At 57.7% G+C, this 22,322-nt stretch carries 19 protein-coding genes and 1 pseudogene; 10 read left to right on the top strand and 10 right to left on the bottom strand.

Going from position 1 to position 22,322, the window contains the following annotated elements; translation table 11 throughout:
* Positions 1 to 61: 61 nt before the first annotated feature.
* Positions 62 to 1,567 carry a catalase KatB gene (gene katB / locus KBY02_RS20080; protein WP_024638661.1) on the bottom strand — a complete coding sequence of 502 codons (1,506 nt, stop codon included), beginning with the start codon at positions 1,565 to 1,567 and terminating at the stop codon, positions 62 to 64.
* 719 nt (positions 1,568 to 2,286) lie between these two features.
* Between katB and KBY02_RS20075 the strand changes: the two genes are divergently transcribed.
* From KBY02_RS20075 to KBY02_RS20065, 4 genes and pseudogenes are all read left to right on the top strand, one after another.
* Positions 2,287 to 3,012, top strand: a complete 726-nt coding sequence (locus KBY02_RS20075) for a GNAT family N-acetyltransferase (protein ID WP_003403793.1) — start codon at positions 2,287 to 2,289, stop codon at positions 3,010 to 3,012.
* Positions 3,013 to 3,139: 127 nt separating this feature from the next.
* Positions 3,140 to 3,994 (top strand): annotated as a pseudogene (locus KBY02_RS26630) (MCP four helix bundle domain-containing protein); the annotation flags it as partial.
* On the top strand, positions 3,989 to 4,852 hold the full coding sequence (locus KBY02_RS26625) for a methyl-accepting chemotaxis protein (RefSeq protein WP_404944258.1): 864 nt from the start codon (positions 3,989 to 3,991) through the stop codon (positions 4,850 to 4,852). The pseudogene KBY02_RS26630 and the gene KBY02_RS26625, both read left to right, overlap by 6 nt.
* 138 nt (positions 4,853 to 4,990) lie before the next feature.
* Complete coding sequence (locus tag KBY02_RS20065; RefSeq protein ID WP_024642587.1) at positions 4,991 to 5,872, top strand: CAP domain-containing protein; 882 nt, start codon at positions 4,991 to 4,993, stop codon at positions 5,870 to 5,872.
* A gap of 28 nt (positions 5,873 to 5,900) precedes the next feature.
* Here KBY02_RS20065 and KBY02_RS20060 read toward each other — a convergent pair whose 3' ends face one another.
* The 3 genes from KBY02_RS20060 to KBY02_RS20050 all read right to left on the bottom strand — a co-directional run bounded on the left by KBY02_RS20060 (position 5,901) and on the right by KBY02_RS20050 (position 8,849).
* A complete protein-coding gene (locus KBY02_RS20060; protein ID WP_032607810.1) occupies positions 5,901 to 6,329 on the bottom strand; it encodes a nuclear transport factor 2 family protein in 429 nt (142 codons plus the stop codon).
* A gap of 141 nt (positions 6,330 to 6,470) precedes the next feature.
* Positions 6,471 to 8,099, bottom strand: coding sequence for a methyl-accepting chemotaxis protein (locus KBY02_RS20055; RefSeq protein WP_011268376.1), 1,629 nt, complete (start codon positions 8,097 to 8,099; stop codon positions 6,471 to 6,473).
* A gap of 132 nt (positions 8,100 to 8,231) precedes the next feature.
* Positions 8,232 to 8,849 (bottom strand): TetR/AcrR family transcriptional regulator, encoded by a 618-nt coding sequence (locus KBY02_RS20050; protein ID WP_003403787.1) that lies wholly within the window; start codon positions 8,847 to 8,849, stop codon positions 8,232 to 8,234.
* A gap of 184 nt (positions 8,850 to 9,033) precedes the next feature.
* Here KBY02_RS20050 and KBY02_RS20045 point away from each other — a divergent pair, with 184 nt between their 5' ends.
* A complete protein-coding gene (locus KBY02_RS20045; RefSeq protein WP_003403786.1) occupies positions 9,034 to 9,555 on the top strand; it encodes a DUF3237 domain-containing protein in 522 nt (173 codons plus the stop codon).
* Between the two features lie 58 nt (positions 9,556 to 9,613).
* Here KBY02_RS20045 and KBY02_RS20040 read toward each other — a convergent pair whose 3' ends face one another.
* The 3 genes from KBY02_RS20040 to KBY02_RS20030 all read right to left on the bottom strand — a co-directional run bounded on the left by KBY02_RS20040 (position 9,614) and on the right by KBY02_RS20030 (position 13,283).
* Entirely contained in the window at positions 9,614 to 11,734 is a 2,121-nt protein-coding gene (locus KBY02_RS20040) for a TonB-dependent siderophore receptor (RefSeq protein ID WP_024661110.1), read from the bottom strand.
* Positions 11,735 to 11,843: 109 nt separating this feature from the next.
* On the bottom strand, positions 11,844 to 12,284 hold the full coding sequence (locus KBY02_RS20035) for a GNAT family acetyltransferase (RefSeq protein WP_024642324.1): 441 nt from the start codon (positions 12,282 to 12,284) through the stop codon (positions 11,844 to 11,846).
* A gap of 54 nt (positions 12,285 to 12,338) precedes the next feature.
* Positions 12,339 to 13,283 (bottom strand): alpha/beta hydrolase, encoded by a 945-nt coding sequence (locus KBY02_RS20030; RefSeq protein ID WP_122320121.1) that lies wholly within the window; start codon positions 13,281 to 13,283, stop codon positions 12,339 to 12,341.
* A 360-nt stretch (positions 13,284 to 13,643) separates the two neighbouring features.
* Here KBY02_RS20030 and KBY02_RS20025 point away from each other — a divergent pair, with 360 nt between their 5' ends.
* The 3 genes from KBY02_RS20025 (at position 13,644) to KBY02_RS20015 (ending at position 16,924) form a co-directional block, all read left to right on the top strand.
* The gene (locus KBY02_RS20025) at positions 13,644 to 14,141 is read left to right on the top strand and encodes a GNAT family N-acetyltransferase (protein WP_003403782.1); all 498 of its coding nucleotides are present in this window, start codon (positions 13,644 to 13,646) and stop codon (positions 14,139 to 14,141) included.
* Positions 14,142 to 14,546: 405 nt separating this feature from the next.
* Positions 14,547 to 14,807, top strand: coding sequence for a DUF1652 domain-containing protein (locus KBY02_RS20020; RefSeq protein WP_003403781.1), 261 nt, complete (start codon positions 14,547 to 14,549; stop codon positions 14,805 to 14,807).
* A 716-nt stretch (positions 14,808 to 15,523) separates the two neighbouring features.
* Complete coding sequence (locus KBY02_RS20015) at positions 15,524 to 16,924, top strand: hypothetical protein (protein WP_024642322.1); 1,401 nt, start codon at positions 15,524 to 15,526, stop codon at positions 16,922 to 16,924.
* A 117-nt stretch (positions 16,925 to 17,041) separates the two neighbouring features.
* On the opposite strand, the gene csrA is transcribed toward KBY02_RS20015, so the two are convergent.
* The 3 genes from csrA to KBY02_RS20000 form a co-directional block, all read right to left on the bottom strand.
* The gene (gene csrA, locus KBY02_RS20010; protein ID WP_002554157.1) at positions 17,042 to 17,230 is read right to left on the bottom strand and encodes a carbon storage regulator CsrA; all 189 of its coding nucleotides are present in this window, start codon (positions 17,228 to 17,230) and stop codon (positions 17,042 to 17,044) included.
* Between the two features lie 524 nt (positions 17,231 to 17,754).
* The gene (locus tag KBY02_RS20005) at positions 17,755 to 19,107 is read right to left on the bottom strand and encodes a GntP family permease (protein WP_011268371.1); all 1,353 of its coding nucleotides are present in this window, start codon (positions 19,105 to 19,107) and stop codon (positions 17,755 to 17,757) included.
* Positions 19,108 to 19,205: 98 nt separating this feature from the next.
* Positions 19,206 to 19,694 (bottom strand): gluconokinase, encoded by a 489-nt coding sequence (locus tag KBY02_RS20000; RefSeq protein WP_024638672.1) that lies wholly within the window; start codon positions 19,692 to 19,694, stop codon positions 19,206 to 19,208.
* A gap of 283 nt (positions 19,695 to 19,977) precedes the next feature.
* Between KBY02_RS20000 and KBY02_RS19995 the strand changes: the two genes are divergently transcribed.
* Positions 19,978 to 20,994, top strand: a complete 1,017-nt coding sequence (locus KBY02_RS19995) for a LacI family DNA-binding transcriptional regulator (RefSeq protein ID WP_024661113.1) — start codon at positions 19,978 to 19,980, stop codon at positions 20,992 to 20,994.
* 328 nt (positions 20,995 to 21,322) lie between these two features.
* The gene (locus tag KBY02_RS19990) at positions 21,323 to 22,294 is read left to right on the top strand and encodes a YncE family protein (RefSeq protein ID WP_024638673.1); all 972 of its coding nucleotides are present in this window, start codon (positions 21,323 to 21,325) and stop codon (positions 22,292 to 22,294) included.
* Positions 22,295 to 22,322: the final 28 nt, after the last annotated feature.

Below are 22,322 nucleotides of genomic sequence, written 5' to 3'. Positions count from 1 at the left end.
GGAGCGTTCTCCTGACGGGAACCGTCCCGGCGACAGAGCACCGGGACGGGGTATCAGATCATCAGTCCTTGAGGCTTGCAGCCAGGGACTTGACCTTGCTCAGATCGCCTTTGGCGACTTCGGCTACCCGAGTGCCGTAGTCAGGATCTGCCTTGTACAGGTACGACAGCATGATGTTCTTGCTTTCAGTGTCGGTGTCGGCCAGCGACTCGCCAAAGCTCTGCACCAGGTCAGTCTTCTCTTTCGCGCTGTAGGAGCGATACAGATCACCCGCCTGCTTGAAGTTCTGCTCACGCGTGATCTTCGCCTGCTGGGTAGTGCCGCTGAGCGGCAGCTGGCTGTAACGCGCCTTGTCATCCGCTGGACGCGGTTCCAGACGGCTCGGCTCATAGTTGACGCCGCTGGTGGTGTGGCCGGTATTCAGCGCACCGTCCTGATTGCCGTTGTTGACCGCAACCTTGGGCTGGTTGACGGGCAGGCTCAGGCCATTGGCGCCAAGGCGATACATCTGGGTGTCAGCGTAGGAGAACACACGGCCCTGCAACAGGCGGTCCTCGGAAGGTTCGATACCTGGAACCAGGTTGGCCGGGGCCATGGCGACCTGCTCGGTTTCCTGGAAGAAGTTATCGACGTTCTTGTTCAAGACCATCTGCCCGATCTTCTTCTCGGGAACGTCCGGCCAGATCTTGGTGGCGTCCAGTGGATCGAAGTCGAATTTCGCCAGCTCTTCAGGTTTGAGGACCTGAACGTACAAATCCCATTTCGGGAAGTCACCCTTTTTGATCGCGCCGACCAGATCGTTGGTCAGGTGGCTGTAATCCTTGGACTGGACCTGAGCGACTTCCTTGGGATCAAGGTTCTTGAGGCCCTGCAGGGATTTCCAGTGGAACTTCACGTAGTGCACTTCGCCCTTGGCGTTGACCAGTTTGTAGGCGTGTACACCGTTGCCGTCCATGAAGCGATAGCCCGCTGGGGTGCCCTCGTTCGAATACAACAGGGTCAGCGTACGGGTGGCTTCCGGTACGTGGGAGAAGAAGTCGAAGCGACGCGAATCGTTGTCCAGATTGGTACGCGGGTCAGGTTTGAACGCGTGGACCATGTCCGGGAACTTGATGGCGTCACGGATGAAGAAGGTCGGGAAGTTGTTGCCCACCAGGTCCCAGTTGCCGTCAGCCGTGTAGAACTTGGTGGCGAAGCCATGCGGGTCGCGCAGGGTTTCAGGCGAGTGATTGCCGTGAACCACGGAGGAGAAGCGTACGAATACCGGGGTCTTCTCACCGGATTTGAACACGGTCGCCTTGCTCAGGTCGCTGATGTCGGCCGAGGCCGTGAACTCGCCTTTGACGCCGGTGCCACGGGCATGCACGACGCGTTCAGGAATGCGTTCGCGATCAAAGCGCTGCAGCTTTTGCAGCAGTTGCACGTCTTGCAGCAGGACAGGCCCTTGGGCGCCTGCGGTCTGAGAGTTCTGATTGTCGCCGACGACGGCGCCATTGTCGCGGGTCAGGGTGTCAGCGGCATAAACGGTCGGAACAGTAATCAGACCGGCTGCAGTTAAACACACCATGTGTCTGGACCAGTTTAATAACGGCATTTTGAATCCCTCATATTTTTAGTAGGCCGGGTTATCTTAGGCGCGTGAGGGAAACACAGTGATTATAAAAATGTATCGGGGCGATTGAGATAAATACTCGGGCAAAAGGTAGACCCGGTAAAGAATGTTTGTACCCGTTGATATGGTGCACTGAGGGCACGTTCATATGCGGTGGATCAAGTTATATTTTCCTGCCTTTGCTAGTTATGCATCTCATTGAAAATATTTGATTTTTATTACATGTCGGCAGTCATTAAACACGCTGTTTTTCTCCGTGTTCAGGTCAATGTGAATCATTATCAGCTTTATTGTCTGGTAGCACTACAGATGGCCGTGATGTGCGCTGGTACGATCGTACTGATACTTGTGGCCATCTTGTCAGTAGGTGGCTATTTGATATTCTTTTTCCAGGTCATCGTATAAGTTGTAACTAGGCTCTGTACGAAAAGTCGGCGAGCGAAGGTCAGGCGAGGCAAAAACAGGCGAGGAAGCGGAGTCTACGTGTTGTAAATGAGCATTCCGAGCCTGTTTTTAACGAAGCATCACCGAGCGCAGCCACTTTTCGTACAGAGCCTAAGGTGCCGCGCTGCAGAATGCTGGCAATATGACAATATCGGCCTTGAATGCCTCGACGCGCTATCATGTGGCCACATTCTGTACAGACACACCTCTTTAATGGAGCCCCTTGTCCCATGCCAACGATCATGCTGCTACACACCCCGCCGCCGGAATTCATCCGTAGCCAGATCCAGCAGATGGTCGTCGATTACGTGACTGACATCAGCCTGGTAGCCATCGCGCCGAGCAACCCGCTGTACAACCTTTACCAGTACGGCGTGGGGTACGAGGTGCATCTGTACCTGAATGCCATGGACGGTTCGCAGCAGCTGGCCGTGGAGCTGATCGTCGCGCTGGACGACGAGGACCCTGAAACCGTATTGGGTTTTTTGCTGTACCTGCCTGTGCAGGATGATCCGCAGGCCTGCGCCGTAGCTTACATGGCGGTGCGCGACAGCCACCGCCGTCAGGGCATCGCACGCTCGATGCTGGAGAAAATGACCAGTCGCTATCCGCACGCAGAGCTGTATTGCGTGGTCGGCAAAGTCGCGTATTTCGAGGCGATGGGTTTTCAGGTGCTGGGTGCGCGTGGTCCGCAGGTCATCATGAACACGCGTGATCACGGTACTGACGGCTTGCTTGCGGTCATGGATATCGCGCCGATCTACAACTCGGTGGAAGTGCGGCAGATCCACGCTTATTTGCTCAAACAGCATGGCAACAGCGCGATGGTCGATGCGGAGAAGCAACGCGACCGCCATCTGGACCGCATGGCCCTTGAAGCGAGAACATTCGCCGAGCAACGTCTAGGCAATGATGGCCTGGCAGACGGCGTGTCGCAAACGTTGCGGCTGCACTGATTAAAGAAGAGCGTGCGAACGAGGCAGGACCGATAGAGGGCATTAGTTGCACACGTGCGACTTGTCAAAGCCCTTTTTATCAAAAAGCGAGGAGGCCGTGGAACGATCCAAATGAGGTGAAGTCATTATGACATCATCGCTGTTTGATCAACTCATTCCGGCACTGACACCACTCCTCATTCAGCAACAGGTAAGCCCCATGAACGTCCTGCGTCAGTCCAAGTTTTCCACCAAGCTGCTCTCTGCTTTCATCATTTGTGCATTGATTACGCTGGCCGTCGGCGCTCTGGGAATGGTGGGCGTGACCCGCCTGGCCAACGCCCTTGAGCTGACCTTCTCCAACAACCTTGTATCGGTCAGCAACACCAATGAAGCGCTGACCAGCTTCACCGCTCACAACCGCGGGTTGTACCGTTTGCTGGATGCGCAGGATGGCGGTGTCTCCGAAACGGACAAGGATCGAGTTCGTCAGGCGTTGAGTGATGACCTGGCCCGTGCGCAAAAAGTGTTCGCGATCTACCGCGCCACGCCTCTGGAAGATGACGAGCGCGCCGCCGGTGACCAGCTGGAACTGATGCTGCCCGCTTACATTTCCGGCTCTCAACAGGTTGTCGACCTGATGAAGGCGGGTAATTACGAGGCTGCCCGGACCCAGTTGAACAGCCTGTCCTCGGAAAGCTTTACCAAGGTGCGCAGTTACATGCGCGTCATGATCGACTCCAACAATCGTCAGATCAAGGAAGGCGCAGCCGCTGCTGCCGACCTGAAGGCCAGTTCGGTATTGATGCTGGAGATTGGTGTGGTGATCGCGTTTCTGGTGGCGATCATGCTGGGCGTGCTGATTACCCGCATGATCACCCGTCCTTTGGCTGTTGCAGTCGCCAGTGCTCAGCGCATTGCGGGCGGTGACCTGACTCAGCCTATTGTTTCTACCAGTGGCGATGAGGCCGGACAACTGTTGAACGCGCTGTCCGATATGCAGGGCGGTCTGAAAAACACCATTCAACAGATTGCCAGTGCCTCGGACCAGCTGGCTTCCGCTGCCGAAGAGCTGAGCGCCGTCACCGATGAAAGCACCCGCGGGCTGACTCGCCAGAACGACGAAATCCAGCAGGCGGCAACAGCCGTCAATCAGATGACTGCCGCAGTGGAAGAAGTGGCGCGCAACGCGGTGTCCACCTCCGAAGCGTCGAAGTCCGCTACAGACGATGCCGTCGATGGCCGTGGTCAGGTCGATCACACGGTCAAGGGCATCACCACCATGGTCCACGAGATCACCGCATCCACTGGCGCTGTCTCCGAGCTGGCCGGGCATGTGCGGGAAATCAGCAAGGTGCTTGACGTGATTCGCAGTATCGCCGAGCAGACCAATCTGCTGGCCTTGAACGCCGCCATTGAAGCTGCACGTGCTGGCGAGCAGGGCCGTGGTTTTGCGGTGGTGGCTGACGAGGTTCGGGCCCTGGCGCACCGTACCCAGGCATCGACAGTGGAAATCGAAGGCATGATCAGCACCGTGCAGTCAGGTGCCGACGGCGCGGTTGCGGCGATGGGCAAGAGCCTGTCGCTGGCCACCAACACGCAGGAACTGGCCCTGCGTGCGGGCGCGGCGCTGGAGAAAATCACCTTGGGTGTAGCCACCATCAACGAGCGCAATCTGGTCATTGCTTCCGCCTCGGAAGAGCAGGCCCAAGTGGCCCGCGAGGTAGACCGCAACCTGATCAATATTCAGGACCTGTCGACCCAGAGCGCTGCCGGTGCCAACCAGACCAGCGCGTCCAGTCAGGAACTGTCGCGACTGGCCACTTCGTTCAACTCACTGGTTGCCAACTTCAAGCTGTAAGTCGTCCTCACGAGGCATTGTCTGGCGCACGTCTGGGCCCGATCGGTTGTTAAATTCCGGTCAGGCATAAAAAAGGCGTTGCGCCCGACCGGGTCATTTCGCGCATCATAGGCGGACTCAGCCCGAGAGAGACTTTTCATGCCTGTCATTCATTACCTTCTGCGCCTGTCGCTCCCGCGAGTGTCGATATCCTTTCTGGCCTTGTTGTGCTCTGGCGTGTTTGCCAGTGCTGCGCTGGCCGGCGACGAAACGCAATTGATCGAATCCCTCAATGCCTATCGCGGCCAGGCGCAGCGCTGCGGCGAGCAGGTGTCCATGGAACTGCCGCCGCTGACCAGCGACGCGCGTCTGGTGCTGCCGGCCAGTGGCAATCTGGACCTGCAACAGGCGCTGACCCGTGCTTCCTATCCGATGGTCACTGTCCAGGCGATAAGCCTGTCCGGTCCGAACAATGCAGACGCTGCACTCAAGGCGGTGCTGGAGAGTTTCTGCCGCGTGGTGCTGGACCCGCAATTCGTCGACATCGGGGTCAGCCGCGAAGGGCGAGACTGGCGTATCGTGCTGGCGCGCTCGCTGGTCGCGTCGCGTCTTGGCGATTGGCAGGCAGAGGGGCAAAAGATTCTGGGCATGATCAACAATGCCCGCACTCAGGCACGCCAGTGCGGCACACAATCCTTCGCCGCTACCACGCCGCTGGCCTGGAACCTGGTGCTGGGGACCGCTGCGCAACGTCATTCCCAGGCGATGGCCAATCAAAACTTTTTTGACCACAAGGATCGCGACGGCCGCACGCCTGGCGACCGCGCCGAACTGGCCGGGTATGTGGGTCAGCAGGTGGGCGAGAACATTGCCGCCGGCCAGGACAGTGCGCGCAAGGTCGTGGATGGCTGGCTGCTGAGCCCGGGCCACTGCGCCAACCTGATGAATCCGGATTTCCGCGAGCTGGGCGCAGCCTACGCAATGGACCCCAAAAGTGACGCAGGAATTTACTGGACGGCAATGTTCGGCACGCAGCAGTAGCGTCTGGCGCTGCGCTGGTAACCTGGAATCAGAAGCGGAATGCCTGACGGCCGATCAGCAACCATTGGCCGTTCTGCTTTTGCCAGATTTGGAAGTTCTCGATTTCAGTCGGCACAAGCTTGCCGCTGTTCACCGCCTGAGCCGAAAAGTGATTGCGCACCAGTGCCACGTCGCCGGACAGGGTGATCTTTTGATTGAGCATCTTCAGGTCATTGAAGGCGCTCTTGCCGGTTTCGATGTCCGCAATGAATGCCTTCTTGTCCTGGATAGTACCGCTGGAGTGACCATACGTGAGGTTGTCGGCGGTCAGCGCATCGAGTTGCGCTATGTCCTTGTGCCACATGGCTTGTGTCAGTTTGTCTACGGCATTGGCGACATCGGTCTCGTCGGAAGGCGAGGCCGCGACGTAACCGGTGAACAGGCACAGAAACCCCATCAGCAGTGTCAGCTTTTTCATGTTCATCCCTTTTCTTGTGATTATTGAAGGTGAGCGAAACCGGCTCAGATGACAGAATTCATCTGTCGTCGTACAACTTAGATCAGGGAAGGCCATTCGACAAGGGGAGATGCCGGGAAGCGAGCTTCCCGGCAGAGGGGCTTAAACGCGGAATTGCTTGGTGAGACGGTTCAGGCTTGAAGCCAGGGTCGACAGTTCGGCAGTGGCGATGGCCGTCTGATTGGAGCCCTCGGATGTCTGGCTGGACAGATCACGAATGCTGACCAGGCTTCTGTCGACTTCTCGAGCGACCTGAGCCTGCTCTTCGGCGGCGGTGGCGATCATCAGGTTGCGTTCATTGATCTGGCTGATGGATTCGGTGATTTCCAGCAGCGCCTTGCCAGCGCCATTGGCCATCTCCAGTGTCTTGTGGGCCTGAACGCTGGTCTGCTCCATTGCGCTGACAGCATTGCCGGTGCCGGTCTGGATCGAGTCGACCATCTGTTCGATTTCACGGGTTGATTGCTGGGTGCGATGCGCCAGCGCCCTGACCTCGTCCGCCACCACCGCAAAACCCCGCCCGGCTTCACCTGCACGAGCCGCTTCGATGGCTGCGTTGAGTGCCAGCAGGTTGGTCTGTTCCGCGATGGCACGGATCACATCCAGCACCTTACTGATATCCGTCGCCATGACGGCCAGGCCTTGTACCTCAGTGGAGGTGATCTGCACCTTGGAGACCATCAGGTTGATCGCCGTGACGGTCTCATCGACCTGCGCGCGCCCAGCCATGGCTGCAGTGCTGGATTGCGAGGTCACCTCAGATGCCGATGCGGCGTTACTGGCCACTTCCTCTACTGCCGCGCTCATCTCGTTGACGGCGGTGGCTGCCATTTCGATCTCGTTGGTCTGGCGCAGAATGGTGCGCGAGGCGTCTTCGGTGACGGCATGCATTTCCTCGGAAGTCGCAGCCAGCTGGGTGGAGGAGTCGCCGATCAGGGTCAGGGCATTGCGCAGGTTGGACTGCATGGTGGCGAGTGCGGCAATCAGTTTCGCCGCCTCGTCAGTGCCATGTTGCGGGATGTCCTGGCTCAGATCATTGGTGGCAATGCGTTGCGCGATACTCAACGAATCGCCAATCGGGCCAGTCAGACTGCGGGTGTACATCCAGGCGAGGAGCAGCGTGGTGATGACGCCTACGGTGATGAAAATGCCCACCATCCACAGCGTCTGCTGATAGGCAGCGTTAGCGGCAGCGCCGGCTTTCTCGGCTTTGGCGTCGTTGACGCCAATGAGTTTCTTCAGCCCGGTTTCAACCTGATCGGCCGCGCTTTTCATTTCGCCATTGGAAGTTGCCACTGCAGCTTCCAGATTGCCGGCGGCTACCGAGGCGAGGTAGCGATCCTGTGCCACCTGATACCCGGCCTGTGCCTGGGACAATTCGTCGAAGGCCTGGCGCCCTTGCGGAGTCACGATCAATTTGCCGAGCGTGTCAAAATAGCCGGCGATCAGCGAGCGCGACTGCTGGATATCGCTGAGCGCCTTGGTCTTTCGATCCTGCGGCTCAATCGGATTGCGCACACGGGCGTTGTTGCCGCGGATACTGACAAACTCCCGATCGATCGATGCGAGCTGTTTCACGCTCGGAAGCACATTGGTCTCGATGAATTTTTCCGCCGCATTGAGCTCGGCTGCCTGACGCAGGGCAAGCAAGCCCAAGGCAATGATCATCAGGCAGAACACGCCGAAACAAAGCGTCGAGCGCGCGGCCAGGTTGAGTTTTCGCAGGATCATGAGTATTTCTCCGAGAGGGTAGACAGCTATCGCCCTCATTCGGATTAACTTGGCTGCAAAAGAGTAACAAGGTGTGTCAGAAGGGTTGCAATTACGGTTCTTATCAGTACCGGCTGGTTCTGTTATGCAGACTCAACGTTTCTCCATACCCAACATGAAGGTATCCACTGCGCGTTCGACCATGGCGCGAATTTCTTCGATGCTCAGCGGCATGGGCGCCTGTTGGTAAAGGCGAATGTCGGTCTCGGCAGTCAACAGCGAGGTCAGCTGCAACGAGGCGATGTGCGGATCGGTTTCACGCAACTGGCCTTTTCGCATCGCCAGAGTCATGAGCGAGGTAACTGTCTGCAGGCACTGGCTGGGGCCGGACTCGTAGAACATCATGCCGATGTCCGAGTGCCCGGACTCGGCCACTACCATGCGATACACGGCCAATGCCTTGTCATCATTGATAAGCACCATCAGCATGCGTTCCCCGAAGCGCGTGAACAGGGCCCGCAAATCGATCGGTTTGTCATCCTGGATCGCCAGCTCTGAAACCGCGTCGGCCAGATGGGCAGTTGCAAGCCTGTTGACCACAGCGATGAACAGTTCTTCCTTGGAGGGAAAGTAACTATAGATCGTTGCCTTGGAGCCACCCATTCGTTTGGTGACTTCATTCATCGAGGCACGCTCGTAGCCCATTTCGAGGAAGACACTTGCTGCGGCATCAATGATGGCTTCGCGGCGAGCTTCAGTACGGACCTTCATTCATATCCTCAATTCTCCAGTGAGCAGATCGTGTACAAAATTCCCTAGACTGGAACTGAACCGTTCGGTACGATTTCAGTCGACTCCGTGGAGCTTACTGGAAAAGCAGGCGTAGATAAATGCCGATGGACTGCACCCGGCCATTCGTTGCCCGAATCCATTCAAAGATGGAGTGAACAGTTCTATGACCATTATCGACTTCAACAAATCCGTCAAACGCGCTTTTCGTGGTAAAACGGTAGCCGCTCCTCATCTTGAAAAAGTGCTGACCGTGATTCTGAAGACCGACGCGCCTGTGCTCATGGGGATATGCAGCGACGGACTGCGTAGCAACAGCAATGTAGTGGGCGGGGAGTTTTACGGCGAAAACTTCAGCGGCTCGGTACTCTCCGGCGGCAGCAATACGCTGGTTGAGTTGTCATCCGAGCTTGCCTTTCTCGAAACCCGTTTCACGCTGGTCACCCAGTTGGGCGAAATGATCAACGTTGAAAGCAGGGGTGCTCTGCTCGTTGACGAAACGGGCCAGCACGAACTTCAGAACGGGCTATGGCCAATCAGCGAAGGCCATTACCAGTGCACTTGCACACCACGCTTTCAGGTCGCTCTGGGCCCTAACGAGTGGCTGGAGAAGAGCGCATTCATCGGCAGGTTCGAATACCTGTATGGCAATGAAGCGCTGATCAGTTTTTACCGAATGAAGTTCTGATTCATCCGTTTGATTGCCCACGGAGCAAGCCCGCGCAGGCCTGCTTCGTGGCAACCTCTTAGAACGTGACGCTGGCGCTCAGGCGTGCGGTGCGTGGTTCACCCACATTGACCTGCAACGGGCTGTCGGTACTGGACGGGTAGTACTGCTTGTCGAACAGGTTATCCACGTTCAATTGAAGGCGGGTTTTATAACCTGCCATTGGCACATCCCAGCGCAGGAACGCATCAGCCACGGTGTAGCTGCTCATGTAGAACGTGTTTGCGTTGTCACCCGCCCTATCGCCGACATAGCGCGCGCCACCACCGGCATGCCATTCGCCCAGACCGGACGGGACTTGCAGGTGATGGGTGAGATACAGGCTGGCGGTATGTTTCGGTGCCTGACTCAAACGGTTGCCCTCGTTTTTGGGGTCATCAAGCACTTCGGTATGTGTGTAGGCATAAGTGCCGATCATGTCCCAGCGCTCGGCAATTCGACCGGTCACGTCCAGCTCGATGCCTTGTGAACCTACCTTGCCTGCGGCTTCGCTGACACCGGTCACGCCGGTAGGAGTAACGACGTTTTTCTTCTCGATGTCGAACACCGCCAGGTTGAAGTCGAGTTCCGGTGCCAGAGCATATTTGGCGCCGACTTCGTAGCTGCGGCCTTCTTCCGGGTCGAAGGTGGTGCCGTCATCGTTGACGTCATCATTGGGGACGAAAGAGCGGCTGTAGTTGCCGTACAACGACAGGTCCTCATTGACCTTGAATACCAGGCCCGCCATCGGCAGGAATATATCGTCATTTTTGTTCAGATTAGTGTTGCGGCTGGCGCCGAGGCCTTGGGCGATGTGCTGGTCATAATGCTGATAGCGGCCGCCCAGGACCAGAATCCAGCGGTCATCAAGATGCCAGTTGTCCTTGAGGTAGATGGACGATGAGGTCAGTTGATTGCTCAGGTTGCTGGTGGTCGTACTGACAACACTGGGCTCCGCCAGGCTGCCGTAGCTGGGCGAAAAGATATTGAAGCCACCCTGTACGCCATTGCGGTAAGTCTTGCCGCGGTACTTGTCGGAATCCTCCTGCTCGGCACCGATCAGCAGATCATGTTGCTGGCCAAACACCTCCTGCTTGCCGATGAAGTCCCAGCTGGCATAACGCGTTTCATAATCGTAATGGCCGCCATTGGCCTGGCGTCGCAGCACGCCGCTGCTGGACAGCGTGCTCGGCTGGGCAATCGAGAGGCTGTAGCGGTCGTTGTTCCAGCCGTAGGTCAGGCGGGCTTTCCAGTCATCGCTGAGCTGGTACTCGAAGCGTGCGGTAGCGGTTTCGCTGATGCCGACCGTATTTGCCCATTTTTCGTCCAGGCGCTTGTCGTAGCTGATATCGGCCGGATGACCGCCGGTGAACACCGTGCCACGATCGAACGGGCTGACGTAATCGTTGTACTCGTAAGCCAGCGTCAGGCTGGCGCGCTCCCCGGTCCAGGACAGCGACGGCGCGACCAGCGTGTGCTGGTCAACGCCATAGTTACGCCAGTAGTCCTCGCTCTGACGCTCGGCCACCAGGCGGTAGGCCAGCCCCGAGTCACCCAGCGGGCCGGTGGTGTCGATGCCGAAGCTGCCGCCGCCTTCGCTGTACGCCGAGCCACTGAGCGTGGTGCTTTGCACGTATTGCGGCTGTTTGCTGATCACATTGATCACGCCACCCGGCTCCATCGCCCCGTACAGCAGCGAGGCCGGGCCTTTGAGCACTTCAACGCGTTCGGTAGTGGCACCGAAATTTTTCGACACCACCGAGCGCACGCCGTCACGCAGCACCGAGCCATCATCGTTGGTGCCAAAGCCGCGCTTGACCAGCGAGTCCTTGGTATTGCCAAGGGTATTGCCCTGGCTGACACCACTGACAAACTTCATGGCATCGTCCAGCGAGCGCACGTTGTAGTCGGCGATGGTTTGCGGTGTCACCACGTTGACCGACTGCGCTTCTTCCTTGAGCGGTACGTCACTCTTGCTCGCAGTGCTGGCGCTTTTGGCGCTGTAGCCTTCCTGCGCTTCGGTCGCGGTTGCCGACACCTGCGTAGCGGGCAGCGTTGCGGTTTCGGCAGCATGCACTGCGCCGCCGGAGAACATCGCCAGAGAAAGCGCGGACAGCAGAAAAGAGCCGGGACGGCGAGGGCATTGGAAGGAAGTGCTCAAGGGAGATGCTCTGCTAGGACGTTAATAGCAATAATTGTAATTTGATATTAATTCTCATGTAAATAAATGATTGAGGCGCCCGATGGTTTCGGTCGCCTCGGCAGACAGCTCAGGACTGAGCCGTTACGTTGGCATCGATCCGCTTGCCCATGCTGATAATGAGCTCAGGCGTATAGCCCAGGGTTTTATAGAAGGCCTGCACGCTTTCATTGAAGGTATGGATCTGCAGGTTGATCTTCACGCAGCCGAGATCCGCAAGCGACTTTTCTGCGTGCCTGACCAGCCGGGTGCCTAGGCCGTTGCCGCGCTGTTGCGGATCGACGGCGACCGAATACAGCCAGCCGCGATGCCCGTCATAGCCGGCAAGGAGTGTGCCGACCACCTCGTCATCCGCGAGAGCAACGAAGAACAAATGGTCGTCGACAGCCAGTTTCTTGTCGATCGACAGGTCTGGGCGATTGTGTGGCATGTCGTCATTGAAGACGGTCTTCCACAGCTGGATGACCGCCAGGCGGTGATGCGGGTCTGAATACTCGACAATACAGTTCATTGCGGGGTCCTTAGGCCATGAATCCGAAGACTACTGCCACGCACCCGGCGCTGTCTAACCGGCGTTCTTTGAGTACTTGCCCTGTTTTGTCACCTGAGGCAGTGATGCCGGTTTATCGAACAGGGCACGAATGGCCCGGCTGTAAGCGGGCTGTCCGAGCTGCATGCTGTTGTTATGCGTACCGCCAGGCACCAATAACAGTTTCTTCGGCTCCCGCGCGGCTGCAAACAACTGTTCGCTGAAGCGTGCCGGTACATAGCGATCCTCGGTGCCGTGCACGATCAGCACCGGCATATGGATGTCTGCAATCTTGTCCAGCGAGTCGAACTTCTGCGACAGCAGCCAACGCACCGGCAACGATGTGTTGGCAAGCGCGGTGGCCACATCGGCGAGGTTGGTGAACGTGGATTCGATGATCAGCCCGCGGGCCTGAATGGGTGCATTGTCCTTTTCAGCGTCTTCGCCCAGCTCGGCAGCCAGATCCACTGCCACCGCACCGCCCAGAGAGTGTCCATAAATCAGCCTGCGCTGCGGGTCGGGTTGCAATTGCTTCAGGCGTTCCCAGGCGATGCGTGCGTCTTCATATACAGACCTTTCCGAAGGCAGTTGGCCCATGCTTTGCCCGAAACCCCGGTAATCGATCGCCAGTATCGAGTAGCCCTGTGCCTTGAGTTGCTGGATACGGAACAGCTGGCCGGTGAGGTTCCATCGTGATCCATGCAGGTACAACACCGCCGGGGCGTTCTTGTCCGCAGCGGGCCACCACCATGCGTGGATATTCTGCGAGGTACCGAATGCCGGTGTACTGAGTTCGATTTCCTGCACATCTGCCGGCAGACCGCTGTACCAGCTGGCGGTACCGGGCTCGATGCGAAACACCAGTTCGCGCTCCTTGTGTTCAAGCACTGCACAGCCGACGGGCAGGCCAAGAATGATGGCTATCATGCAAACCCATCTGAGCGGACGGGCTTTGAAGCGGGCCAGTGGCGAAATCGACATAAAAGGAATAGTCCGGTCAACAAAGTGAAATAAATGCAGAATCTGCATTCGGGATGCAAGACCCGCCGACGAATACCGGGTTACAGGATATTGCGTACTTGCGCCTACTGACAGGCTGAACGGGAACGCGATGTTCGAGTAAAACCCATCGCTTCAACACCTTGCGCAAGGTGGCTCAAAGGCGGGGTCAACAGCGCTGCTCATTAGCACGTTTTGCTATTGAGGTAGCCCTTTTCGATAGCTGCGGATTATGCTGTGTCAGCGAGGGCGCTGTGTTTTTGTCACCTTCCGTCGCCCGCTGCACCAATCTGCTAGCTGTATACCCGCGCTTTCTTCAATTTCTTCAAGAGGTTACCGCCTATGTTCACTCACCGTCCCCTGGAAGAAAAAGACGTCCCTCTCATCTGCGAGCTGCCGCAGAATGCCGATGAGCTGTTCTACATGTTCCCCAGGGCAACGTACCCGTTGACTGCCTCACAACTCAGTGAAGCGCTTCAAACGCGTCATGACTCGACCGTCATCGAAATGGACGGTGAGGTGGTAGGCTTTGCCAATTTCTCTCACTGCACCTTTCGCGGCCGCTGTTCGCTGGGCAACGTCATCATCGCACCGAAGGCCCGGTCCAGAGGGGTAGGGCGCTTCATGATCACCACCATGATGGGGATCGCGTTCGACAAGCACGAAGCGAGCGAAATGATCGCGTCATGCTTCAACCACAACGTGCCAGGCTTGCTGTTTTATCCGCGGATGGGGTTTCGTCCGTTCCACATTGAAGAAAAGCGCGATAAGCGCGGCGAGCGTGTTGCGCTGATTCATCTGCGGCTGTCCGGCAAGGACCTGGAACATACACAAGAGTAAGTTTTCAAGTGGGCACGCGCGATTCTTTTCAACAGGGCGTGCGTGCCGTGTCGAGCCGCTTGCGTTCCAGGCGTTGACCGTTCGTCAGTCTTTATTCTCTTGCTTCGCGCGCCTTTTATCCGCTGTGATTCACGCCGGGTGCCATTTTGTTGAAGATCATGACGGTGAATCGTTTTTTCTGTGGATACCCTCAATAAGAAACAGCGTTAAAAGGGCGCGGGATATTCAGTTATGGAAGTTGCCTGAAGTGCAGGGCACCGTGTATAACGGGTTTAAGCATCACGTAAGTGGCGACAGATAATTGGCGGGCTGGCGCGTGCCGTTTTTAAAAAGTCATCAACAATAAAAAATTATCAAAATTTTGTCACTGCCGGGACATGCTTACACACATAAGGAGATAAAGAAATGATCGCGAGTGGACTGTCCGAGTTAGAACTCAGGAGCATTGTGGAACGTGCGTTTCTGCCGTTGCGTTGCACCTGTACGATTGCCAACGAGCAGATGAATGTGCAGATAAGCGACCCGGTATCGGGGCGCACCCAGCGTCAGAAGAGCCTGCCGCTCAGCCGTATCAATACGGTTCGGGACATCTCTGCGCTGGTGGCCGAGCTGCGTGAAGAGCCGGTGACGACTCGAGTAGCGAAAGCGTACTACAGCGCTGCCTGATACGGCTGCACCCCGCTGATGCCGCGGCATCACGTTACAGGGCCCTGATCATCGCTGATCGGGGCCTTGTCATTTTTATGGGCGCTGTGGCGGCCTCATTCAGCGCCCGGAACGGGGCACGTCTGGTCTTCATGACCGCGAAACTTCTGGTGGCGCACAACCGCTTTGAGCTCGTCAAATTAACAGCGTCGAAAGCATGCTGTTTTTAGCGCAGACGATAAAAAATAAGTTGAACGCATTGAGCGCGTTAATGTCATCGAACACTATCTTTTTGAAGTGGCCTTCAAGGATTAAAAGATGCAAGGTCATTCAAATCATCAGGTTATACAGCGACACTGAGCGATGGCGGCCTCCGGCAGCCCGTTTGACACTCCCGCGTTTCTTTGCAACTATCCAGTTGCCGACTTATTTTGTAACGCATTGTCACTCTTTGCAGGTTGATAAAAGCGCTGTCTTAAAAAGGGCGGTAGCATGACGCATCCCTTCTGGCAGGTCTGAAACTTCAAACTGTACCTGCAGTATTGTAATTTTTTGTGAAGACCACCTTTTCTAACCATGGCGTCTCCTCAGCGCCGTGAATGAGCGCGTGTGTATTCTGCTGCGTATGTTTCGCCTCGAATCGTGCATGGACGCTGGTTCGCCTTATCAGCCAGGTATTCGATCATCCAGAACTTCTGGACTGCACCAACGTATGAAAATGACGATGGAGCATCATTATGTTTGATAACTGTATGGAAACAGCCTGCGGTTGCGTGGTGGGCGGTGCCGGGCTGGCAGGCATGGGTTTTTTGTTCAACGCCCTGAAGAGCGGCGCGATGCCCGGGCTTGCTGCGAAAGGACTGATTGTCATTGATGCAAGTGACCGGCCCGGGGCGGGTGCGCTGGGAGACTACCGGATCACTGCCAACTCGGTAGGCGATGTATTCATCGATTGCCTTCGCGATCCTGCATTGCGCGAGGTGTTCGAGACCCTCGAATACTCGGCAGCCTACTGGCGCATCAAGGCGCAGGCACAGAGCGCGCCGCAACTGTCGGATGTGGGCGTGCTCATGGCCGAGGCAGCCAGGCTGGTGCTGGACCACATCGTGCAACGTTATGGCGTAGAAGTATGGTCCGGCACCCGCCTTGATGAAGTCATTTGCGAGGGCGACGAGTTCTGTCTGCGCGTTGACAGTGTGCATGGCAAAAGACGCGTGCGCTGCCAGGCGCTGGTACTCAACCTGGGCGGGCGACAGGATCCACAACACTTGATTGATGATCTTGCCCGACAAGGCCTGGCGCTGCCGGAGCACTGCACTGTCCAGAGCGCCGACCGCTTGCTACGCATGAACGCGGTGCAGTTGCGCGAAGTGTTTGCCCCGGCGCTGGCCGGTGACGGGCGCATAACCATCGTCGGGGGATCTCACAGCGCGTTCTCGACGCTGGAGAATCTGGCGGATGCACTGGAGTTTGCCGGCCTGCAGGAACTGACACTGGTTCATCGCAGCAGTATCAGGCTGTTTTACGAAAGTGCCGAGCTGGCACAGGCGGCCGGTTACGCATTCGACTCGCAGTGTGATGTCTGCCCGGTTTCAGGTCGGGTCAACCGTTCCGGAGGTTTGCGTTACCGTGCGCTGGAGATCGGACGCGAGGCGCTGCAAAGCGGCCGCGTAGGCAAAACCGGCGTGCGCGTGCAGATGTTGCAGACACTGGGCGGACGCTCCGATGAACATGAGCAGGCCCGACTGGCCCTGGCCGACTCGACTGTAATCGTGCAGTGCTCTGGCTATCAGCCCGTGTTGCCGAGACTGTGGGATGCCGATGGCAACCCCGTCAGTTTGCGCGAGGCCAAGGGTGGTCTCGACTCGGACGCTGGCGGCTGTCCAGTCGATCAGCACGGTCGTCGAATGAGGGGGCTGCATCTTTTCGGCCTGGGCGCCGGGCTGGGCGTCGACCCGCAATTAGGCAGCGAACCCGCCTTCGACGGCCGGATATACGGCGTCTGGCAGTTTCATCATGATGCCAGCCGAGCGGTACTGGAGGCGGTCACGCGCAGACTCGCTCATCAGCCTGTAGCTGCCGAGACGTTCATTTCGGACGGATTCATGCAGGCGGTGTTAGGCCTTCAAGCCGGTTAAGCGGGTGCAGCAGAGAAGCGCAGAATGGCGGCCATAAAAAACGGCGTCCCAGGGACGCCGTATGGCCGGTCTGCCAATAAACGGCAAATCAGCATTGAATAAGGGGGAGTGCGAGAATTATTGTGGGTCCTGGTTGGGAGCCAGTTCTGCCTGGATACGTTTGTAGATTTCTTCACGATGCACTGAAACATTTTTGGGTGCATTGATGCCCAGGCGGACTTGAAGCCCTTGAACGCCAAGAATCGTGACGGTGATCTCGTCACCGATGTTTATGCTTTCGCCTACTTTGCGAGTGAGTATCAACATAATCTTTTCCTTGATGGCCTCTTGAAAACGCCTCTCTCAAGAGGCTGGCGTTTGCCTTTGCGTGGTGATTGTTGCCGAGTGCATCCAAATGCATCCGTCTTATGACGTCGCACAGGTGAATTAAATTCCCTCGGTTCATTTTCTTGTCATCGAGATTTGCATCCCGGATACGACGAGTGCGCCAATTCTGCCCGTTTCGACGTGAAAATGCCCGTATTTACTGGCGTCATATAAAAAGTAACGTGAACCGCTGCACCGTTTCAGGTCGTCATCCTCTCGGTCGACGGCGCTGCTCAAGCCATTTCGATATGAGTACAAGCGTAGGCATGACTGCACCAGATTGCCCGTGCTTTCTGAAAATTCAAATGAAAGTGGTGAGCGAGTGTGTAGGAAGGGACTGCGGATCACCTTCGTGTCCACGCTGATGCGGGGTATTGCGGGGGGACTGGAGTGGGGTGATGCACAGGTGTGAGGCGGGGCCAGGCCTTCGCGGGCTTCAGCTCCCGCGAAGGCTTGGCCGGGGTTTACACCGCCATTGACAACAGCATGATGAAGATCAGGCCGACGACCGAGAGGATGGTCTCCATCACCGTCCAGGTCTTGAAGGTCTCGGCAACGGTCATGTTGAAGTACTGCTTCACCAGCCAGAACCCGGCGTCATTGACGTGCGACAGGATCAACGAGCCGGCGCCGGTTGCCAGCACCAGCAGCTCGCGATTGACCCCTGGAATCAGGCCGACCACCGGCGCTACGATGCCAGCACCGGTAATGGTTGCCACCGTCGCCGAACCTGTTGCGACGCGGATGACCGCCGCAACCAGCCAGGCCAGCATGATCGGGTTGATCTGCGCCTGCACGGCCATGTGCCCGATCACGTCACCTACGCCACTGGCGACCAGCATCTGCTTGAAGCCACCGCCTGCGCCGACAATCAGCACGATTGCCGCCACCGGGGCCAGACTCTGGTCCAGCAGCTTCATGATCTTGCTGCGGTCGAAACCACGCGCGGCACCAAAGGTGTAGAACGCCAGCAACAGCGCGGCAAGCAGGGCGGTGATCGGGTGACCGATCAGGTCCATCCAGATGCGGAACATGTTGTTTTCCGGCAACACCACGTCGGCAAAGGTCTTGAGCAGCATCAGGAAGACCGGCAGCAGGATGGTCACCAGCGTGATGCCGAAGCCTGGCAGGTTTTCAGTGCTCGACTCCTTGGCGATCTGATCCATCAGTTCCTTGGACGGTGTGCCGGGGATGCTTTTGGAAATCCAGTTACCGAAGATCGGGCCAGCGATGATGGCCGTCGGCAGCGCAACGATCAGTCCGTAGAAAATGGTTTTGCCGATGTCAGCCCCGAAGATGCCGATGGCCAGCAACGGACCTGGATGCGGAGGAACCAGACCGTGTACGGCCGACAGGCCTGCCAGCAGCGGAATGCCGATCTTGACGATGGGCACGCCGGTGCGCCGCGCGACGATGAACACCAGCGGGATCAGCAGGACAAAACCGATCTCGAAGAACAGCGGGATGCCCACCAGAAAGGCAGAGAACATCATTGCCCAGTGCACTTTCTGTTTGCCGAAGGTGCGTATCAGCGTTTGCGCAATCTGGTCCGCGCCGCCCGAGTCGGCCATCAGCTTGCCGAGCATGGTGCCCAGGCCGAGGATGATACCAACGAAGCCCAGTACGCCGCCGAAGCCGTCCTGGAAGGATTTCATGACTTTTTCCACCGGCATTCCCGAGGTCAGGCCAAGAAAGCCTGCCGCCAGGGTCAACGCGACGAAAGGGTGCACCTTGAAGGTGGTGATCAGCAGCACCAGGCCGACGATGGTCACCAACGCATCGACGAGCAGGAACGTCTCATGGGTCATACCGAACATGGGTGTCTCTCCGGTTTATTGTTTTAAGGAACTGTTAACAGCGCCGACTTCAATCGTGTGTGCGCAAGACAGCGCTGTCTTTTGCACTCATGCCTGTGTCAGGCGTGAGAGCCTTTCCACCATGCTGCGGCTTGTTTGCCGATGACATCGATAGGCTGGGAGGCGTCCACGATCAATGTCAGCGGTTCGCCATAAGGCGGTTCGAGGGTCGCGAACTGGCTGTCCACCAGGCTGGCGGGCATGAAGTGCCCAGGCCGGTGCGAGCAACGTTCGGCGGCGAGTTCCTTGCTGAGTTCCAGAAATACAAAACCCAGGCCAGGCACCGCATCACGCAGGCGCTGGCGATAGATGAGCTTGAGCGAGGAGCAGGTCAGGACCGGGTGTTCACCCTTGGCGAGGGCGGCAGCCATCTCTTCGCCCAGGCGGGTCAGCCAGCCGGCACGGTCTTCGTCGTTGAGGGGGGTTCCGGCGCTCATCTTTTCGATGTTGGCCGGTGGATGGAACGCATCGCCTTCGATCAGGCGGCCGCCGCTGTTCAGCGCGATCTCGGCACCCACGGCGCTCTTGCCGCAGCCAGACACACCCATCACCACAAGGGCGGAAATAGCAGTATTCGCAGTTGTCACAGTAGGCACCTCATCTGGAGACAGCGCTGTCTTCTTGCGGGTGGACATGAGTCTCAGCCCGGGCTGTTCCAGTTATTTGTCGTTGTTTTGGGCTCATCAATAAGCATGGGAGGCTGTTCTCCGCGGGACCCGAACCGGGCAACCCCTGTGAAACCAGCGATAAAGCATTGTCACGTTCCATGAGACAGCGCTACCTTATGGGGCATTCGACACATTTGGCAACCCCTATGTTAGTTGGCAACGCATGATACGCATTGGTTCCCGCTCGACCGGCCGGCCCACGCTCAATGAGGTGGCGAAGCTGGCTGGCGTCTCTCCGATCACCGCTTCGCGTGCGTTGCGCGGGATCAGCACCGTAGCGCCTGAACTCGTCGAAAAGGTCCGCGCTGCGGCGCAGAGCATGGGTTATGTAGCCAACCCGGCAGCCAGGGCGCTGGCTTCTTCCTGCAGTCAGACCGTCGTGGTGCTGGTGCCATCGCTTTCCAACCAGCTGTTCATCGAGACGCTGGAAGCCATTCAGGACGTGTTGCGCGTGCGTGGCCTGGACGTGCTGATCGGCAACTACCATTACTCGCCCGAAGAGGAAGAGAAGCTGCTGCGCAACCATCTGGTCAATCGCCCGCGCGGTATTCTGCTGACCGGTTTCGACCACACGGCAGCGTCCCGCCAGATGCTTGAAACCAGTGGTATACCCTGCGTGCACATGATGGAACTCGACACCCGCCTGGGCGCTTATTGCGTCGGATTCTCGCAACAACAGGCCGGCGCTGAAGCCGCGCATCACCTGCTCGGGCGTGGCCGCCGTCGGCTGGCGTACATGGCCGCCCAGCTCGACCCTCGGGTACTGCAACGTGGCGAAGGGTTCCGTCGAGTGCTGGAAAGCGCGGGGCTGTTCGACCCGGCGCTGCAGGTCTCGACCCGCCAGGCCTCCTCGATCGGTCTGGGCGGGGAGTTGTTCGCGCGTCTGCTTGACCAGCATCCGGATGTCGACGGGGTGTTCTTCTGTAACGACGACCTGGCGCAGGGCGCTGCACTTGAGGCCTTGCGCCTGGGCGTCGCGATTCCCGAACGGGTCTCTCTGGTGGGTTTCAACGACCTGCCGGGGTCCGCGCACATGGTGCCGCGCCTGACCTCGATACGCACGCCCAGGGAAGCAGTCGGGCAGCGTGCGGCTCAGGTATTGCTGGGCCTGCTTGACGGGGTCTCCCAGCATCCGCAGGTGGATCTCGGGTTTGAGCTGGTGGTGCGGGAAAGCTCTTGAGTCTTTTCCCCGGCTAACCCTGGCGAGCTTCCCCGGTTCATTGCGCTGACCAATGGTAAGGGCGCTCTGCGGGCTCGATGCCTCCGGGCTGGAGTGCCCGACCGTGCTGTCCTGCACTGTCGGGGATACCCTCATTCGAGCGGTTGCGGCCCATTTCGACTGTTATTTCTGACAGTACCCATCCCCCCGTGTTGAGTATTCAATGACCTTACGTTTTTGGCTCGGAGCGGCATAAGTGTCTTGGCCGCATCGTTGGATGACGGGGATATATCTTCTTATCTATTCCCCGTTCTGGCGGTCTTACAAGACCTATTGAAAGGTGAGAGAAATGCAAAAAAAAGCATCTCAGAACGTTAGAGCCTTGACGCATATCGTCGACCCCGTCGGTTCAGGTGTCCCCCTGGACATCGCGTGGTTGACCGGCATTATCCCGCTGGGCTTTGTACCCGCAGAGATCGCTATCAGCCCCGATGAAACCACGTTGTATGTCGCTCATGAAAGCGGCCGGGAAGTCAGTGTGGTCGACATCGCCAGCGCCAGCGTGACGGGGGCCATCAAGCGGGCAGGGGCGGGCGCGATTACCCTGAGTCCCGATGGCAAGAGGCTTTACACCATCGGCCAGAAAAGGTGCTACGTGGTCGATACGCGCATGCGCGAAGTGATCAGGATACTTCCGGCAGCCAACGTCAACAGGATCCTGTGCAGTGCCGATGGCCGTTTTATCTGCCTTTCCTTTCAGAACGCGCTCGGCGGGCTGATTCGCCTGATCGAGACCGAGAATTACACGGTCGAAAACGAGTTCGATCTGGGCGCCCTGACCAACGCGTCGCTGGCCCTCGGGATCAGCCCGTTGAACGACAGGTTTTACGCGACCATGCTGGTTGACCGGACCGCGCCTACCGATGTTCTTGCGATCAGCAAGGTCGATTACCTGCAACATGACATCCCCGGGTTTTCCGACCCGCGTTCGATGGCCTTCAGTTCCGATGGCGCCTGGTTGTATGTCGGCGGCATCGACGAGGTCTACATCATCGATGCCGCGACCAATAAAACCTTCTATCGGGAAAGGATCGGCACGCAGGGCTACCCGGTGAAAGTCATCGGGGTGACGCCGGATGACCGCTATGTGTACGCGATCTATACCTGTAATTACGATGTCTACCGGATCGACACGGTGAAGGGGATCGCCACCTGCATCGCTTACTTTCCGTCAGTAGGTGGCGCGGTCCTCAACAAGACCGGCACGTATATCTACTCCTCCCATCCGGACATGAGCTGGATTTCGATCTACCGGCTATAAAGACTCCAGCAGTGGCCTGGCTTGCGTG

The sequence above is a fragment of the Pseudomonas sp. P129 genome, from assembly GCF_020312195.1.
In the GTDB taxonomy this organism is placed as follows: domain Bacteria; phylum Pseudomonadota; class Gammaproteobacteria; order Pseudomonadales; family Pseudomonadaceae; genus Aquipseudomonas; species Aquipseudomonas fragariae.
The sequence above is the reverse complement of the archived record's forward strand: the minus strand, read 5'-3'. Positions and strand labels throughout refer to the sequence as shown.